The sequence below is a fragment of the Chitinophaga sp. GbtcB8 genome (assembly GCF_019091455.1).
In the GTDB taxonomy this organism is placed as follows: Bacteria; Bacteroidota; Bacteroidia; order Chitinophagales; family Chitinophagaceae; genus Chitinophaga.
Window position 1 is genome coordinate 1 of record NZ_JAGXJN010000049.1, and the last position, 16,679, is coordinate 16,679.

The 16,679-nt window shown below is 48.9% G+C and carries 17 protein-coding genes; 13 read left to right on the forward strand and 4 right to left on the reverse strand.

Annotated elements, in window-relative coordinates:
- Window positions 1-953: homogentisate 1,2-dioxygenase (locus KVT36_RS28615; protein WP_217606861.1), on the reverse strand; the 953-nt coding region annotated here is incomplete at its 3' end.
- Window positions 954-1,566: 613 nt separating this feature from the next.
- Here KVT36_RS28615 and thrA point away from each other — a divergent pair.
- The 5 genes from thrA to rpe all read left to right on the forward strand — a co-directional run bounded on the left by thrA (window position 1,567) and on the right by rpe (window position 8,468).
- Window positions 1,567-4,017, forward strand: a complete 2,451-nt coding sequence (gene thrA / locus KVT36_RS28620) for a bifunctional aspartate kinase/homoserine dehydrogenase I (protein ID WP_217606862.1) — start codon at window positions 1,567-1,569, stop codon at window positions 4,015-4,017.
- Window positions 4,018-4,130: 113 nt separating this feature from the next.
- Complete coding sequence (locus KVT36_RS28625) at window positions 4,131-5,057, forward strand: homoserine kinase (RefSeq protein WP_217606863.1); 927 nt, start codon at window positions 4,131-4,133, stop codon at window positions 5,055-5,057.
- 94 nt (window positions 5,058-5,151) lie between these two features.
- A complete protein-coding gene (thrC, locus tag KVT36_RS28630) occupies window positions 5,152-6,459 on the forward strand; it encodes a threonine synthase (protein ID WP_217606864.1) in 1,308 nt (435 codons plus the stop codon).
- A 272-nt stretch (window positions 6,460-6,731) separates the two neighbouring features.
- Window positions 6,732-7,730, forward strand: a complete 999-nt coding sequence (locus KVT36_RS28635) for a lipopolysaccharide assembly protein LapB (RefSeq protein WP_217606865.1) — start codon at window positions 6,732-6,734, stop codon at window positions 7,728-7,730.
- Window positions 7,731-7,808: 78 nt separating this feature from the next.
- Complete coding sequence (gene rpe, locus KVT36_RS28640) at window positions 7,809-8,468, forward strand: ribulose-phosphate 3-epimerase (RefSeq protein ID WP_217606866.1); 660 nt, start codon at window positions 7,809-7,811, stop codon at window positions 8,466-8,468.
- 12 nt (window positions 8,469-8,480) lie between these two features.
- Here the strand turns inward: rpe and KVT36_RS28645 are convergent, their stop codons facing one another.
- Window positions 8,481-8,873 (reverse strand): response regulator, encoded by a 393-nt coding sequence (locus KVT36_RS28645; RefSeq protein WP_217606867.1) that lies wholly within the window; start codon window positions 8,871-8,873, stop codon window positions 8,481-8,483.
- Window positions 8,874-9,217: 344 nt separating this feature from the next.
- Here KVT36_RS28645 and purE point away from each other — a divergent pair, with 344 nt between their 5' ends.
- The 4 genes from purE (at window position 9,218) to KVT36_RS28665 (ending at window position 12,381) form a co-directional block, all read left to right on the forward strand.
- Window positions 9,218-9,673 carry a 5-(carboxyamino)imidazole ribonucleotide mutase gene (gene purE / locus KVT36_RS28650; protein WP_217606868.1) on the forward strand — a complete coding sequence of 152 codons (456 nt, stop codon included), beginning with the start codon at window positions 9,218-9,220 and terminating at the stop codon, window positions 9,671-9,673.
- Between the two features lie 81 nt (window positions 9,674-9,754).
- Window positions 9,755-10,759, forward strand: coding sequence for a PhoH family protein (locus KVT36_RS28655; protein ID WP_217606869.1), 1,005 nt, complete (start codon window positions 9,755-9,757; stop codon window positions 10,757-10,759).
- A gap of 297 nt (window positions 10,760-11,056) precedes the next feature.
- Window positions 11,057-11,521 (forward strand): DUF4878 domain-containing protein, encoded by a 465-nt coding sequence (locus KVT36_RS28660; protein ID WP_217606870.1) that lies wholly within the window; start codon window positions 11,057-11,059, stop codon window positions 11,519-11,521.
- A 320-nt stretch (window positions 11,522-11,841) separates the two neighbouring features.
- Entirely contained in the window at window positions 11,842-12,381 is a 540-nt protein-coding gene (locus KVT36_RS28665) for an inorganic diphosphatase (RefSeq protein WP_089919349.1), read from the forward strand.
- Window positions 12,382-12,414: 33 nt separating this feature from the next.
- Here the strand turns inward: KVT36_RS28665 and KVT36_RS28670 are convergent, their stop codons facing one another.
- The gene (locus KVT36_RS28670) at window positions 12,415-13,197 is read right to left on the reverse strand and encodes a C40 family peptidase (RefSeq protein ID WP_217606871.1); all 783 of its coding nucleotides are present in this window, start codon (window positions 13,195-13,197) and stop codon (window positions 12,415-12,417) included.
- 105 nt (window positions 13,198-13,302) lie between these two features.
- Between KVT36_RS28670 and KVT36_RS28675 the strand changes: the two genes are divergently transcribed.
- The 4 genes from KVT36_RS28675 (at window position 13,303) to KVT36_RS28690 (ending at window position 16,095) form a co-directional block, all read left to right on the forward strand.
- A complete protein-coding gene (locus KVT36_RS28675) occupies window positions 13,303-13,863 on the forward strand; it encodes a hypothetical protein (RefSeq protein ID WP_217606872.1) in 561 nt (186 codons plus the stop codon).
- Between the two features lie 3 nt (window positions 13,864-13,866).
- Entirely contained in the window at window positions 13,867-14,973 is a 1,107-nt protein-coding gene (locus tag KVT36_RS28680) for a tetratricopeptide repeat protein (RefSeq protein WP_217606873.1), read from the forward strand.
- Between the two features lie 175 nt (window positions 14,974-15,148).
- Window positions 15,149-15,718 carry a sigma-70 family RNA polymerase sigma factor gene (locus tag KVT36_RS28685; RefSeq protein WP_217606874.1) on the forward strand — a complete coding sequence of 190 codons (570 nt, stop codon included), beginning with the start codon at window positions 15,149-15,151 and terminating at the stop codon, window positions 15,716-15,718.
- A gap of 11 nt (window positions 15,719-15,729) precedes the next feature.
- Complete coding sequence (locus tag KVT36_RS28690) at window positions 15,730-16,095, forward strand: zf-HC2 domain-containing protein (RefSeq protein WP_217606875.1); 366 nt, start codon at window positions 15,730-15,732, stop codon at window positions 16,093-16,095.
- A 99-nt stretch (window positions 16,096-16,194) separates the two neighbouring features.
- Here KVT36_RS28690 and KVT36_RS28695 read toward each other — a convergent pair whose 3' ends face one another.
- Window positions 16,195-16,674 (reverse strand): nucleoside deaminase, encoded by a 480-nt coding sequence (locus KVT36_RS28695; protein ID WP_217606876.1) that lies wholly within the window; start codon window positions 16,672-16,674, stop codon window positions 16,195-16,197.
- Between the last annotated feature and the right edge of the window lie 5 nt (window positions 16,675-16,679).

Sequence of the window (16,679 nt, forward strand, 5' to 3'; positions counted from 1 at the left end):
CTCATAAAATCCCCACCCACAAAAAACAGCAGCTCATCACTGCCAATATTGCTATGGTAAAAGGGTGCAGGGAGGGCCGGGGGGTGATAATCAAACAAGCGCGGGCAAAAAGAGCATACCACAAAGTTGCTGCCCTCAAAGGTCTGGTGCACCGGCGGCGGGTGGTGCACGCGTCCTGTAATAGGCTCAAAATCATGAATAGAAAAGGCAAAGGGGTATTCGCAGCCATCCCAGCCCACCACATCAAAGGGGTGATGGGCATAGTGGAGGGGATACATCATGCCCTTCTTTTTAATGCGGATCAGGAAATCCCCCGCCTGGTCAATGGTTTGCAGGTGCTGCGGCTGGCGGATGTCCCTTTCGCAGAACGGCGCATGCTCCATCAATTGCCCATATTGGCTTAAATACCGTTTGGGAAAACGGATAGGGCTAAACGATTCTACAATGAACAGGCGGTTATTGGCATCTGAAAAAGCCACCTGGTAAATGGTGCCCCGCGGTATCTCCAGGTAATCGCCATAGCTGAAAGGCAGCTGCCCATATTGGGTATGCAAAATACCGGAGCCTTCATGCACAAAGATCAGCTCATCTGCATCCGCATTTTTATAAAAATAATCCTGCATGCTTTGCTGCGGCGCAGCCAGCACTATATGGCAATCAATGTTCACCAGCACCGCTTTGCGGCTGGCCAGGAAATCAGGGGTAGGCTTAATGTTAAAACCCTGGAAACTGCGGTGTTTCAGCATTTTTTCCTCCGCAATACGCGGCGCTGCGGAATAAGGCTCATCCACCTTTATGATCTCCGTAGGCGGGTGACAATGATACAGCAGCGAGTAATGGGAAGAAAAACCTTCCGTGGAAAAAAGCTGCTCTGAGTATAAAGTACCGTCAGGTTTACGGAACTGGGTATGGCGTTTATGAGGGATCTGTCCCAGCTGATGATATTGAGGCATGGTTCTTTTTTTTGAAAAATGAAGCAGGAAGTTAGAAGAAGGATATAAGGTACAAGATGCACGAAGTCATACATCTTACCGCTGGTTTCATTTCACCGAATCCATGGCCAGGGTGGCCAGCAGGAAATAGTATTTCCACCTGCGCTTATCTATATAATACGTGAAATTCCGGAAGTAAGGCATAATAGCACCTTTATATATTCAAATATAGCCTATTGGTTTAAATCAGCAAAGCTGCTGCTGTATAACAGCACCTGCTGCACATCTGCTCAACAAAGATGTGTGCAAAGCTGTTATATTTAGTATTTATTCGTATTAACCCAATTTTATTTAAATTATTTCAAAAATTTGACAATTGAGTTGTTTTTTAAGCATAAAACCACCACTTTTGTTACCAGAAAGTAAATTTTCTATAATAGTGCTACCAATATCCACATACTTCACTACCGCTGCACGCTCCTTCTCCGGGGCTGGCATCAGCACTATTACAACATCCACCATTACAACCCCTGAGCGGGGTTAATATAAACATATCGTCTCACGACCACTCCGGTGGTAGGTCCCGAAAAAGGGAACCATACTTTTTCTACGCATTCACTAACTTAAGTTTCACATGCAGGTATTAAAATTCGGCGGTACATCCATGGGTAGTACCAGGGCCATAGAACAGGTTTGTAACATTATCCTACACCAAAAACCCCAGGGCCGCTTTGCCATCGTAGCCTCTGCCATGAGCGGCATTACAGATAAGCTGATCCGCTGCGGACAGCTGGCTGCCAAAGGCCAGGAGCAATACAAAACCGTGTTACAGGAAATTGAAACCTTACACCTGGATACCATCCGTACCCTGTTTCCCATTACCGCGCAAAGCAGCCTGATTAGCCAGGTGAAGAAAAAACTGAATGTGCTGGAAACCCTGTGTGACGGTATTTTCCAGGTAGAAGAGCTGAGCAAACGTTCCCTTGATAAAATTATGAGCTTTGGCGAGCTGGTATCTTCGTATATGCTTGCCGAAAAGCTGAAACAGCTGGGCGCCACCGCTGTATGGAAAGACAGCCGGGAGCTGATAGTTACCGACGCTTTCTTTGGCAGCGCCCGGGTAAGTTTCCTGGCCACCAACCACCAGATCGCAGAATACTTCCAGGAAGAAAAGGCTGATTATGTAGTGATACCCGGTTTTGTAGCCGCCAGCGCCGACGGGGAAACCACTACCCTGGGCCGCGGCGGCTCCGACTATACCGCCGCTATTTTAGCGGCAGCAGTGAATGCCAAGGTGCTGGATATATGGACGGATGTTAGCGGCATGATGACCGCCGATCCCCGCCTGGTATCACAGGCCATTCCCATTCCGCATATCAGCTATGAGGAAGCCATGGAGCTGTCGCACTTTGGCGCTAAAGTTATTTACCCGCCCACCATACAGCCGGTAATGACCAAACGCATTCCCATCTGGATCAAAAACACCTTTGCTCCGGAAGATCATGGTACCCTTATTCATGTGCACGACGGCCATAACCGCAGTTATCCCGTAACCGGCATTTCCGGCATCCAGAATATTGCATTACTCACCCTGGAAGGCAGCGGTATGATCGGCATACCCGGTTTCTCCCGCCGCCTGTTTGATTCCCTTTTACAGGAACACATCAACGTGATCCTCATCACCCAAAGCTCGTCGGAACACTCTATAACGGTAGGTATACACGAAGCAGATATGCTGAAGGCCAAAACCACGGTAGACAGTGAGTTTGCACAGGAGATCCAGGAAAAACAGATAGAGCCGCTTATTGTGGAAAGAGACCTTTGCATAGTAGCCGTAGTAGGCGATAAAATGAAGAACCACCACGGCACCAGCGGCAAGCTGTTTGGCGCTTTAGGCCGTAATGGGGTGAATGTGCGGGCCATTGCACAGGGCTCCACGGAAAAAAATATTTCTGCCGTTATAAACCGCCCGGATATTAAAAAAGCGCTGAACGTAATTCACGAAGCCTTTTTTGAAACCCCGCTTAAACAGGTGAATGTGTTCATTGCCGGCGTAGGCAACGTAGGCGGTAAGCTGCTGGAACAGCTGGATCAGCAGCATGCCTACCTGCAAAAGGAGCTGGGCCTGCAAATAAGAGTAGCCGGTATTGCCAACAGTAAAAGAATGCTGTTCGGGCATGAAGCTATAGATATTCAAAAATGGCGCGGGCTGCTGAATGAGCAGGGCGAAGCCACCGATATCTGGACCTTTGTACAAAAAATAAAATCACTGAACCTGCGGAACAGCGTATTTGTTGACAATACCGCCAGCGCCGATGTGGCCGCAGTATATAGCGAGTTCCTGCAGCATGGCATTTCCGTAGTAACCTGTAATAAGATCGCCTGCGCATCAGACTACGCCTATTACAAACAGCTGAAAGAGCTGGCCCGCCAGTACAATGCATCGTTCCTGTTTGAGACCAATGTAGGCGCAGGCCTGCCGGTGATCAATACCCTGAACGACCTGATACGCAGCGGCGATAAGGTGAACAGTATAGAAGCCGTATTATCCGGCAGCCTGAACTTTGTGTTCAACAACTTTGTAAAGGACGCCTCTTTCCGCGAAGTGGTAAAAGCTGCGCAGGATGAGGGTTACACAGAGCCGGACCCGCGTATAGACCTGAGTGGTACCGATGTAATGCGCAAGATCCTGATACTGGCCCGCGAAAGCGGCGCTGTAATGGAGCTGGATGATATTACCAACCATTCCTTTTTACCTGTAGAAGCCCTGGAAGCGCCCTCTGTACCGGACTTTTATGAGCAGCTGGATGTGCATGCCGGCCATTTCCTGGCGCTGCGCCAGCAGGCCGATGCCGAAGGCAAACGCCTGAAGTTTGTGGCCAGCTACAAGAATGGGCAGGCTGCTGTAGGCTTGCAGGCCATAGGCCCTGACCACCCGTTCTACCAGCTGGAAGGCAAGGATAATATTGTACTGTACACCACCAACCGTTACTCCCAGCAGCCGCTCATCGTAAAAGGTGCCGGTGCGGGCGCAGATGTAACGGCGTCGGGGATCTTTGCGGATATAATTCGCACGGCGCGGTAATGCTGAAAGCTTAATGCTTAACGCCGAACGCAAAACGCTAAAAGCTAAAGGCTAAAAGCACTGCATTCAGCATTTAGCATTCAGCTTAATTAAATAATTCGTAATTATAAACCATGGATTCAATAAAAGTATTCGCTCCCGGAACCGTAGCCAACGTGGCCTGTGGCTTTGATGTGGTAGGGTTGGCAATGGATGCGCCAGGTGATGAAATGATCATTCGCAGAAGTGAGCAGCCGGGCGTACAGATCAAAGCGGTGCATGGCGCCAAACTTTCCACCGATGCTGCGCAGAACGTGGCAGGAGTAGCCTTACAGGCCCTGTTGCAGAAATACGATAACCCGGATGTTGGCTTTGAAGTAGAAATATTCAAGAACATACAACCGGGCAGCGGCATAGGTTCCAGCGCCGCCAGCTCTGCCGGCGCAGTAGTAGGCGCTAACCATTTATTAGGTCAGCCCTTTACGCCCAAACAGCTGGTGCGTTTTGCCATGGAAGGTGAGCGCCTGGCCAGCGGCGCAGCGCATGCGGATAACGTAGCACCCGCCATCATGGGCGGTTTTACACTGGTGAGAAGTTATAAACCGTTGGACATTACCAGCCTGCACACACCTGCCGACCTGTGGGTAACAGTGATCCATCCGCAGATAGAAGTAAAAACTTCCGATGCCCGCGAAATACTGAAACAAAAAGTATTGATGACAGACGCCATCCGCCAGTGGGGCAATGTAGGCGCGCTGGTAGCAGGTTTGTACCAGGAGAACTATGGCCTTATCAGCCGCTCACTGGAAGATGTGATCGTAGAACCGGTGCGCGCTATCCTGATCCCCGCTTTTTATGAGCTGAAGCTGAAGTGTAAGGAAACCGGCGCTTTAGGCGGCGGTATCTCCGGCTCCGGCCCTTCTGTGTTTATGCTTAGTAAAGGGGAAGAGATCGCCCGCCAGGTAGCTGCTACAATGGACAGCGTGTATGCCCCGCTGGGCGTGGATTACAAAGTCCACGTATCCCCTATTAATAAAGAAGGTGTAAAAGTGATCGGGTAAAAAATTTTAGGTTTTAGATTTTATGACCACATGTAAAATCATAGATCGCTGTATTAAATCTAAGATCGCAAATCAAAAATCGTAAATCAAAAGAATGCAGTACTATAGTTTACAGAACAACCAGCACCGGGTATCCTTTGAACAGGCCGTTGTACAGGGCCTGGCGCCGGATAAAGGTTTATACTTCCCGGATCATATTCCTTCACTGGAAAAAGACCTGGTAGATTTCCTGGATAACTACGATGATCTTGATATTGCCTACCGGGCCATTCATCCCTTTATAGAAGATGAAATACCTACGGCTAAGCTGCAGCAGATCATTCACGATACGCTCAATTTTCCCTTCCCGCTGCATCCTGTGCAAAAGGATATTTATACGCTGGAGCTTTTTCACGGCCCTACTCTTGCGTTTAAGGATGTAGGCGCCCGTTTTATGGCCGGATGCTTAGGATACTTCCGTCGTAATGACGCCCGCCCGGTAACAGTGCTGGTAGCCACTTCCGGCGATACCGGCGGCGCTGTGGCCTATGGTTTTCATCATGTACCCGGCGTACGCGTGGTGATCTTATACCCCAGCGGCAAAGTAAGCACCCTGCAGGAAAAACAGCTCACCACCCTTAACGGCAACATTACTGCACTGGAAATACAAGGCACGTTTGATGATTGCCAGCGTATGGTAAAAACCGCCTTCCTGGACCAGGAGCTGCAGCAGCATAGCCTGCTCACATCCGCCAACTCTATTAACGTAGCCCGCTGGCTGCCGCAAATGTTCTACTATCTGCTGGCCGCCAAACAGGTGAAGGTGATGGGTGCTGATCCCAACATCGTGTTCTCTGTGCCCAGCGGCAACTTTGGCAATATCTGCGCAGGAGTTATGGCAGCAGCCATGGGCCTTTCTGTAAAACATTTTGTGGCCAGCACCAATGTGAATGATACGGTGCCGCGCTTTATGCTCAATGGCCAGTATGATCCCCGCCCGGCCACACCTACCCTTTCCAATGCGATGGATGTGGCGGATCCCAGCAATTTCGTACGCATCTTACAGTTATTCGCCAACAGTCTGCCTGACTTGCAGCAGAAAATGTCGTCTTACAGTTATACGGATCAGCAAACAGTAGCCGCTATGGAGCAGGTATGGAAAGAGCAGCATTATATGCTGGACCCCCACGGCGCCGTAGGTTACCTGGGCCTGCAGCAATACCTGCAGCACAATCCCGGCAAGGCTACCGGCATTTTCCTGGAAACAGCCCACCCGGTTAAGTTTGCGGATACTGCCCCTAAAGACCTGCAAACGGCCATTACTATTCCGGAGCGCGTACAAAACCTGTACAAGCTGCAAAAACAGGCCGTGCTGCTGCCGGCGGAATATGGCGCGCTGAAAGAGTGGATGATGCAGCACTGATCAACGTTTACACGGTATTTTTCCAATAAAAGGAGCCCCAGTGGCTCCTTATTTTTTGCCCTTTTTACCACATCAACCCTACATTAAGTCCACATCAAGTCCACGTCATATCCACAATGTATTGGTGTACCATGGCGTTATAATTGCACAAAAACCTTACTATGACTGTCCTTCTGCCGTACTCCAACCCGGCTGCTGTCTATGAAACTGGCTGCCACAGGCGCTTTACAAAGATTGTTAGTATTTATGCGCAGCATGCTTATTTTCGTGCCATGAAATATTTGCCGCTCCTGTTATTTGTCCTGTGCCTAGCCTGTAACAATACTGCCACACCAGGTAAACAGTCCGCAAAGGATTCTGTATTATACACGCCGCTTATACTGCCCTTAACAGATTCTATTCTCCAGTTCCCGGATAATGCCGCCCTGTACTTCCGCCGGGCCCTGCTTCTGTTCAATACAGATCCTGCACTGGCCCAGGCCGATTTTGAAAAAGCGGCCACCCTGCAGCCCACGGTGACAGATCATTGGGCCGGCGCCGGCGAAGCCGCCCTCGTAACAGAACATTATAAGGAAGCAGGCGCTTATTTTGAAAAAGCCTTACAAACCGCTCCCGCCAATAGTTACCTGCAATACCGCCTGGCCATGGCCTGGATAGAGATCAAACAATACAAACGTGCCGATAGCCTGGCTGCCCGTATGGAAAAAACTTCAGATGGTTATGCCCAGGCATTTTACCTGAAAGCCCGCATTGCAGAAGATCACCAGGATACCGCGCAGGCCATCACTCACCTGAAAGCGGCAGTAGCTAAAGCCGGCGCCCAAAGCGAGTTTGAAGCTGTAATGGAGCTGGCCGACCTGCTACGTGCCCGCCGGAATGCAGAAGCGGTGAAATATTATGAAATAGCTTTCCGGCAGGACCCTACCAATGCTGATCCGCTGTACGACATGGCACAGTATTACCAGGAACAGGGCAAACAAAAGGAAGCCACGTTCACGTATAAACGCTGTATAGAGGCAGACCCTGGTTATGCGGCTGCTTATATAGCTTTAGGTAAACAGGAGCTGCAGCAACAGCAATGGAAGCCTGCCCTGAATTATTTTACCCTGGCCGCCAAAGCCCAGCCTACAGATGCAGAAGCCTATTACTACCGTGGCATGTGTTATGAGCAGCTGGGCAACAAAACTGCTGCCCGGGATGATTACAGCAAAGCGCTTACTTTCCGCAAAAGCTACCCGGAAGCAAAGACAGCACTGGAGAGAGTGAAGTGATTGTAAGGCTCCGCTGCACGATAATCATTTTATAACTATCATTGCAATAGGTATTAGTTAATTAACAATTCGTAATTCATGGATAAGAACACAATCATCGCTCCTTCCCTGCTGGCTGCTAATTTCCTGGAAATAGGCAAAGAGGTGGAAATGGTGAACCGCAGCGAAGCCGATTGGCTGCACCTGGATGTAATGGACGGGCAGTTTGTGCCTAACATCAGTTATGGCATTCCAGTTATTACAGCAGTAAAAAAGGTGGCTAAAAAGGTGTGTGATGTGCACCTGATGATAGAACATCCCGAACAATATGCCGAAGCCTTTAAAAAGGCCGGCGCAGATATATTAACGGTTCATGCAGAAGCCTGTGTGCATCTGCACCGCAATATCCAGCAAATAAAGTCCCTGGGCATGAAAGCGGGTGTAGCCCTGAATCCGCATACACCGGTACAGATCCTGGAAAACGTGATCGGCGATATTGATGTAGTGCTGGTAATGAGCGTGAACCCCGGTTTTGGCGGCCAGTCCTTTATACCGCAAACCCTGCCTAAGCTGCGTCAGCTAAAGGCTTTAATCCAGCAACATCAGTCCCAGGCGCTTATTGAGGTGGATGGCGGCATTACCGTAGCCAATGCAGCTGAAATAGTGGCTGCCGGCGCCGATGTGCTGGTAGCAGGCAATACCGTCTTCTCTGCCCCTGATCCTGAAGCGGTGATCAGGCAGCTGAAAAATGCAAAATGATGTACAGATTCCCTACAGTCCCAGCTGCAGGATCGTGTCCCTGGACAATGGCTTGGTAAGATAACCTTTCACAAAAGAATAGCTCCCTACCCGCTCGCGGTCATTCTCGTCAATGGAGGAGGTTAGCACATAGATCTGGATCTTCCTGCATAACGTGTTGGATAAGGTGGAATAGGCTTCCAGGAACTCCCAGCCATCCATTACCGGCATGTTAAGGTCTAATAATATCACATCCGGTAATGCGCTGCCATCTCCCTGGTGTCCCGTCAGGTAATCCAGCACCTCCTGGGCATCAGAGAACGCCTGCATGGAGTTACTGATCCCCTGCCTGTCTATCATGATCTGTGTAATTTGCTGATGAATAGGATCGTCATCAACAATAAAAATCAAATTGAGCCGGTTCATAGATGGGGATTATTCAGGTTTATAGCTTTAAATGTAAGAATAATATTCGGTCCTGAACCTTATACGCCGTTTTGCTGCAACAAGTTATGAAAGCTTAGCACCGGAACTGCGTTTATACTTACCATGCAGTAGGCCTATGATCGCTTGCCCCTATAAACAAAACCGCTCAAAAGTGCTATAGCCCCGGCCCCCTTAGCTGCTTATCTCACAGGCACACCGCAGCCTTAACACCTGGCAGTGGCAAGCCCCTCAATACCTCCGATCGATAACTTTTCCACTATTGTGGATTTCCTTTTTCGACAATTCTTAAAGGAGTAATATCTTTGGGCACAAAACGAAGAAAGATGAAAGTAATGATTATCATGGGATCGGAAAGTGACAAGCCCGTTATGCAGGAATCGCTGAACCACCTGGCGTATTTTAATATTGAAGGCGAGATGATAGTAGCCTCCGCGCACCGCAATCCTGACAAAGTACGTGATCTGTGTATCAATGCGCAGAAGAACGGGTTTGGCGTGATCATTGCCGCGGCTGGTATGGCAGCTGCATTACCCGGCGTAGTATCCGCTTACACTTCATTACCCGTACTGGGCGTACCTTTGGAAGGTGGCTTATCCGGCGGCGTAGATGCTTTGTACTCCATTGTACAAATGCCGGCAGGTTTACCGGTAGGTACCCTGGCAGTTGGTAAAGCAGGCGCCCGCAATGCAGCCATCCTGGCCGCCCGCATACTGGCATTAGGCAATCCGGCCATTGCAGAACGCGTAGAAGCATTTAAACAAAATGCCTACCGGATTTAGTAATTGCTTAACAATTCTGCCAGCCGGGTTTGACCGAAAAAAAATTATATTACAGCTTATTAGCTAAAATCAAACTAGATTTTGACAGAATCAATTATCAACTTAGATAGCATTAACCCTATCGAGTTTTTCGGTGTCAATAACGGAAAGCTGGACCTGCTCAAAAAGAAATTCCCGCTGCTAAAAATACTTTCCAGGGGTACGCAGCTTAAATTATCCGGCGCGCCTGAAGAGGTAGCTACTGCCAAGGATAAGATAGGCCAGATCGTAAAGTACCTGGAACGTAACGGTAACCTCTCGGAAGGATATTTTGAACAGATCCTGGGGGAAGAGGAAGCTGGTAAGGTAGACAATTTCACAGACCGCAACCCGAACGATGTGCTGGTATTTGGTCCAAATGGCCGCACCGTAAGGGCTAAAACAGCCAACCAGCAAAAAATGGTAGGCCTGGCAGAAAAGAATGATATTGTATTTGCCATAGGCCCTGCCGGTACAGGTAAAACCTATACTGCCGTAGCCCTGGCTGTACGCGCCTTAAAGAACAAGGCGGTACGCAAGATCATCCTCACCCGCCCTGCGGTGGAAGCCGGCGAAAGCCTGGGCTTTTTACCCGGTGACCTGAAGGAAAAGATAGATCCATACCTGCGCCCGCTGTACGATGCGCTGGACGATATGATCCCCGCCGTCAAGCTAAGCTATTTCATGACCAACCGCGTAATAGAAATAGCGCCGCTGGCGTATATGCGTGGCCGTACGTTGGACAACTCCTTTATAATCCTGGATGAAGCGCAGAACGCAACCGACCTGCAGCTTAAAATGTTCCTGACCCGTATAGGCGCCTCCGCCAAAGCTATTATCACCGGCGATCTTACGCAGATCGACCTTCCCAAGAACCAGAAATCCGGGCTGGAAAAAGCCACCCGTATCCTCCGGCATATTGACGGTATAGGTTATCTGCAGCTGGATGAGGAAGATGTAGTAAGGCACCGCCTGGTAAAAGCCATTATCAGGGCTTATGAAGGCGCCAAGGAAGAAGAGGAGCAACGCAGCGGCGAGCCGCGGCCGATCATAGACCGCCGGCATTAGTTGCGCGCCCGCGCGCAACGTCCATAGTCCATGGCCCACTGCATAGACCGTAATACATAAATACGCAGCAGGCTATGGACTATCGGCTATGCACCATGGGCTGATACCAGTCCCTGGACCCTGCGCCACCCATGCACAATTAACACTTCCTTAACAGCGTTTATAGTAAGTTCAACGCCTGAATAACGGGGACGCTTGCGTATGGTTTGCAGTTGATACGTGTGAACGTATAGCTTTCTTTGTAGATTTAGACTTTCCCCCTATTTTTGCCAATGTTATTTTTAATTTAGCAACTGCATGACCAAATTTTTGCGAATTCTTACCCTGCTGTTAATAACAGGATACTTGCTGAGCGGTTGTAAAAAACGGGCTTCACCACAGGAGGTGGCGCTTGAATTTATGCATGCCATCCAGGAATCCAACTTTGAACAAGCCAGGGACTACGCCACCAAAGAGTCGCAACAGGTAATTCAGCTCTACTCCTTCTTTGACGCCCGCCGCAATGAAACAGAGCGCGAAAAGATCAAGAATGCCCACATAGAGGTGATAGACAGCAAGGAAAACGGCGATAAAGCCACCGTTACCGTGCTTAACTCCTCCTCCAAACAAAAGGAAATGTTACAGCTCATCAAAGAGCATGGCCAATGGAAGATCTCCCTCACCTTTGAGAGCATTATCCCGAACTATATACCGCCTGCCACCTTTGATTCCAGCAACATTATGCAGCCAGATACCCTGATGCCTCCTGTACCGGTAAAGTAATTTCCCCGCCCACAGGCCGCCCTGCTACCTGATCAATGGCCACCAGCCATAGTATAACAATACCTGTTATCAGTCACTTACGCTATTTTAGCCCGGAATTTGGAATATGGGAATTGACGCTTTATTTTTGCGGCGCGTAAACCGTGCGGCCTTAAGGCACTGCCCCATCCATTACAGTTCACCTTTCAGAGCCGGTTAACAGTGAAAATGAGCATATGCCTTGTGCAGGGTGCTATAATGCGGCATTAGCGTTAAGCATTAGCATTCAGCTTTAAGCATTTTATTTTAGAGTAGTAACCATAAAAAGCAAGCAGATTATTATGACAACGAATCCATGGCACAGCGTTAATCCCGGGGCCGAAGCACCGCATATTGTAAATGCGATCATTGAAATACCTAAAGGCTGCCGCGCTAAATACGAGCTGGATAAGGAAAGCGGGCTGCTAAAGCTGGACAGGGTATTGTATTCATCTGTATACTACCCCGCCAATTACGGTTTTATACCCCGCACCTATTGCGATGACCATGATCCGCTGGATATCCTGATCCTTTCCCAGGTTGATGTAGTACCCCTGTGTATTATGGATGCCAGGGTAATAGGCGTAATGCAGATGATTGACAGCGGCGAGGCCGATGACAAGATCATTGCCGTTGCAGCCAACGATATGAGCGTAAACCACATCAACGATATTACAGAACTGCCGCCCCACTTCATTGCTGAAATGCGTCATTTCTTTGAAGAATACAAAAAGCTGGAAAACAAGACTGTAAAGGTGGAAGAGTTCCAGAACAAACAGGTAGCTGAAAAGATCATTAACGAAAGCATTGTTGCTTACGAGAAGATGTTCACGAACAGATAGTATTAGTTTAGTCGATGGTCAATAGTCCATGGACTATTGACCATCGACCCTTTTAATTATCCTCAGCTTATGCGTGCGCAAGCCGCTTTCAGCATGAATAATGCCCTGGTTATCGATCGGATCTATACGTACTTTCCCGGATGAATGAATGATCTCATGATCATTCAGCAGAATGCCCACATGGGTGATACGGCCCTCTGCATTGTCAAAGAAAGCCAGGTCGCCGGTGCGTACCTCCTGCAGAAAATCTACCGTGGCGCCTTGTGTGGCCTGCTGATAGGCATCGCGTTGTAAGGGTATGTTTAACAGCTTGAAAACAGACTGGGTAAAACCGGAACAGTCAATCCCAAATACGGAACGGCCGCCCCATAAATAACCGCTGTTCAGAAAACGGGATGCTATGCGCATAATATTTTCAGGCTGCGGCTGACCTTCCTGCTGAATAGGTTGGATTTCCTCAAACTGTACCTCTGCCTTTCCCCAAACTGTTCGTTTGCTGTTACCGGCAGGCGCTTTCAGCAAACAGCCGTAAGGAATATACATGGGCCAGCCGTTGAGGGTTACCGGCGTTACCCAGTGAGGAGCATAATGAGTATAAGGGGCATCAAACAGTTGCTGATCAATCGTTTCAAAATGAGTGGAAGTGCTCCAGCCTTCGTACCCGTCGTACTGGTTTTTCACTTTTACCCATCCGTCAGCACCGGTTTCTAACAAGGTTACACATTCCCCCCAGAGACCCTGGGATACCATTTCACTTTTATGGGCTGGCTCTGCCCGCAGAGGTGTTACCGGTACTACAATTATGGCGTGTGGCATATTAATTGTATTAATACTATGTTCGTATCTTTAAAGTGTGACGAGAATAGTACAAAAATAAATGAACCATTTTGGCATTCATACGTAAATATATAGAATAACACAATGTACCAGCAATTAAGCAACTTATCTGACAAGGAATTGATTTCCCGGGCCCGCAAATTAAAGGACCGGGAAGCCGAAGGCGTATTGCTGGAAAGATATAGCCATTTAATGGTAGCTGTTTGTTTACCTTACCTGAAGAAAAACCCCGGCACAGGCGCCCAAACTGTTTTTCCCCAGCTGCTGCAGCGCCTCAGCAATGGCCTTAAGATCCAGTCTATTCAAAAGGCCAATGAATGGGTACATCAAACCATTAAAACGTACTTTGCCCAACCTGAAAAGCAAGTCCCCTACTACCCATCCAGGGAATCGAGAGACCGGCTACACACAGAGAACAGAGTGGAAAAAGCCGCTAACAATACAATAGAGAAACAGGCATTGATAGCCCAGGTAAAAACGGCAATAGCTAAACTGGGCAACGATGACCGTTACTTAATGGAACAATTTTACCTGGAAAATAAAACCTTTGCCGACCTGGCTGCTCAAAAAGGAACAACCGTTGATAAGATCCGTAACCAACTGAAGAAAGCCAAGAGCAGACTGGCCACGCAATTGACGAATTAGCCCATGCCAAATAATACGATCCATAACGAAAACGAAAAGTTGTTGAAGATCTTTGCAGGCATCCGTTGCCTGAACAAAGACCAGCTGCCACGCTACCTGGAAGGCCGCCTTACCGATGTGGAAAAACACCTGGTAGAGCAGCACCTCGTAGACTGCGACCTATGCGCAGAGGCCTTGCTGGCCCTGCAGCAGGAAGGTTTGATGGAGCAATACCCCAGCCTTTCCTCCGGCATTCAGCAATACATACGCGACAGTATTAAACCCGTATCACAGGTACATAAAATGGAGCATTACGCCCGTAAGGTAAAACAGCGGGAAAGTATGCTCATTTATTTCTGGCTGGCAGCCTTTATACTAGGTGGCGGTGCACTGCTGTTCGGGCTCAGCCAATATAGCAGCCGTAAACCTGCTGCTGCACGTACAGCCGTTCCCGTAGTAGCGGCAAGTGTAGCCAGCCCGGCCCCACCACCTGCCGTTGTACCGGTGGATAGTACTCAGCTGCTGCAATCATCGCACAAGCCTGCCGCACTGTCCGCAGCCGCTAACCCGGCCACGCCCGCCCCGGTAATACCTGCCGTGAAAAAGGATACGGTAAAAGCAGCCCCCGCGGTTAAAAAACCGGTAGTGGACAGCGCCGCTAAAAAGCCACCTGTTGCAGCACCTAAACCGCCGGATAGTTCAAAGAAGGCGGCAGATAAACCAAAAGATAATACTGCTGTCGCCGCTAAACCCACTGCCAAAGACACTCCGGCAGCACAGATCACAAAGAATAAAGAAAAAGAGAACGATAACGATAACAAACCCAAAACAGGCGCCAACGCCGCACCCGCTGCGGCACCGGCCACTTCCGGTAAAGTGGATACAGATGAGTACCTGTATAAAGCTGCCATGGTATACCAGCAGCATGGCGACCTGGATGAAGCCATCTCCCGCTACAAACATCTTTCCAGTGTAAACAACAGCCGCGTTGGCGAAATGGCCCGTTACCAGATGGCCGTATGTTACCGCAGCAAAGGCCAGATGGGCAAAGCCAAGCGTATGTTCAAAGAAGTAGTACGCATAAACGGCACCATGAAGCAGGCCGCACAGCAGGCATTGGATAATATGTAATTGTGCAGATTATAACTGTGCAGATTATAACTGTGCAGATGTGCAAATGAACCATCGTTTGCGCCAATCCCTGCATTATACCTGCGCATTTACACATTGCATACCTGCACATCTGCTTGTTTTATGGAAACTTTCGTGCTATGCATCATATAGATGAAGCATCTATCTTTACCCTGTGATTAATAACCTGACACCGACGGACGAGGAATTACTACAACGCTACAAAGCGGATAACAACAGCACCCATATAGGTCAGCTGTTTGACCGTTATGCACTGTTGCTGCTGGGTATGTGCATGAAGTACCTGAAGAACGAAGAAGATGCCCGCGACAGCGTGCAGCAGGTGTTCCTGAAAGTGTTATCTGATGTGAACCGCCATGAGATCCAGTACTTCCGCGCCTGGATATACCAGGTAGCCAAAAACCACTGCCTGATGCAGCTGCGTAAAAAACATACCCGCTACCAGGAGGAGATCGCAGAAAAACATATGCCGGACACCGCAGCGCTGGAAGATACCAGCACGTTCAGGGAAAAAGACCAGCTGCTGGAAAATATGGAGCATGCCCTGGAACAGCTGAATACGGAACAACGTACCTGTATACGGCTTTTTTATCTTGACAAACTATCGTACCAGCAGATCACCGGACAAACCGGTTATACCCTGCTGCAGGTAAAAAGTTATATCCAGAACGGGAAACGGAACCTGAAACAATTAATAGAAAAACAACCCAGCCATAAACGTTAATATTGCATACTGTGAAAGAGGATCTAAATGACATATTTGTAGTAACCGGGCAATGTCCTGCACAACAGCAGCTGCTGAACTATGTGCAGGGTAAGCTAAGTGCGGCAGAGCAGCACGAAGTGGAAAAACATGTAGCGGATTGTGAGCTTTGCAGCGATGCGCTGGAAGGGCTGGCTGCCATTCCCCGGAAAGAACGTTTACCCGTAATGGTGAGGCAAATGAAATGGCAGCTGTTGCGCAAGCTGCGTAAGAAAAACCACCGCAGAAGATCAGCGGAGTACCCGGTAGATTATTATATTCAGCTTGTACTGATCGTAATGGCTGTTTTATTCCTGGTACTGGCAGCTTTCTGGATGATGCACTTTATGTTGAAATGATGAAAATGTGCACATGTGCAAATATGCAGATGTGCAGATGATGAAAGTGTTTTGTTGCTTATCCCTATTTGCACATCTGCATATCTGCATATCTGCACATCAATAAAGCGTTTTATCCCCTTTCGCCTTCCAATCCTTAAACACCTGTAAAGCACCGGCATCCGGGAAAGCAATGAACGGTATCTTCTTGCCGCTATGGTGTACTTCTATTTCATGATAAATAAAGGAATCGTCAAAGTCAATGGCAGCGGCATCTTCCTTGGTATTGGCAAAGTATACTCTTTGCGGGCGCGCCCAGTAAATGGCGCCCAGGCACATGGGACAGGGCTCACAGGAGGTATAGATCTCACAGTCGTGCAGCTGGAAAGTGTTCAGCTGCTTACAGGCATCGCGGATGGCCACTACTTCTGCATGCGCGGTAGGGTCATTGGTTAGCAGCACCTGGTTCCAGCCTTTACCTATGATCTCCCCCCCTCTTACCACAATAGCGCCAAAGGGGCCGCCGTCGCCGGTTTCCATTCCCTTGCGTGACAGCTCCACCGCTATTTGCATAAAACTTCGCTCTCTTTCGCCTATCATAAAAA

Excerpts from the sequence above, each read along its gene's own strand:
- purE (WP_217606868.1), top strand. The coding sequence starts at position 9,218 with ATGAAAGTAATGATTATCATGGGATCGGAAAGTGACAAGCCCGTTATG.
- thrA (WP_217606862.1), top strand. The coding sequence starts at position 1,567 with ATGCAGGTATTAAAATTCGGCGGTACATCCATGGGTAGTACCAGGGCC.
- KVT36_RS28670 (WP_217606871.1), bottom strand. The coding sequence starts at position 13,197 with ATGCCACACGCCATAATTGTAGTACCGGTAACACCTCTGCGGGCAGAG.
- KVT36_RS28695 (WP_217606876.1), bottom strand. The coding sequence starts at position 16,674 with ATGATAGGCGAAAGAGAGCGAAGTTTTATGCAAATAGCGGTGGAGCTG.
- KVT36_RS28645 (WP_217606867.1), bottom strand. The coding sequence starts at position 8,873 with ATGAACCGGCTCAATTTGATTTTTATTGTTGATGACGATCCTATTCAT.
- KVT36_RS28675 (WP_217606872.1), top strand. The coding sequence starts at position 13,303 with ATGTACCAGCAATTAAGCAACTTATCTGACAAGGAATTGATTTCCCGG.
- KVT36_RS28680 (WP_217606873.1), top strand. The coding sequence starts at position 13,867 with ATGCCAAATAATACGATCCATAACGAAAACGAAAAGTTGTTGAAGATC.
- KVT36_RS28665 (WP_089919349.1), top strand. The coding sequence starts at position 11,842 with ATGACAACGAATCCATGGCACAGCGTTAATCCCGGGGCCGAAGCACCG.
- rpe (WP_217606866.1), top strand. The coding sequence starts at position 7,809 with ATGGATAAGAACACAATCATCGCTCCTTCCCTGCTGGCTGCTAATTTC.
- thrC (WP_217606864.1), top strand. The coding sequence starts at position 5,152 with ATGCAGTACTATAGTTTACAGAACAACCAGCACCGGGTATCCTTTGAA.
- KVT36_RS28635 (WP_217606865.1), top strand. The coding sequence starts at position 6,732 with ATGAAATATTTGCCGCTCCTGTTATTTGTCCTGTGCCTAGCCTGTAAC.
- KVT36_RS28660 (WP_217606870.1), top strand. The coding sequence starts at position 11,057 with ATGACCAAATTTTTGCGAATTCTTACCCTGCTGTTAATAACAGGATAC.
- KVT36_RS28625 (WP_217606863.1), top strand. The coding sequence starts at position 4,131 with ATGGATTCAATAAAAGTATTCGCTCCCGGAACCGTAGCCAACGTGGCC.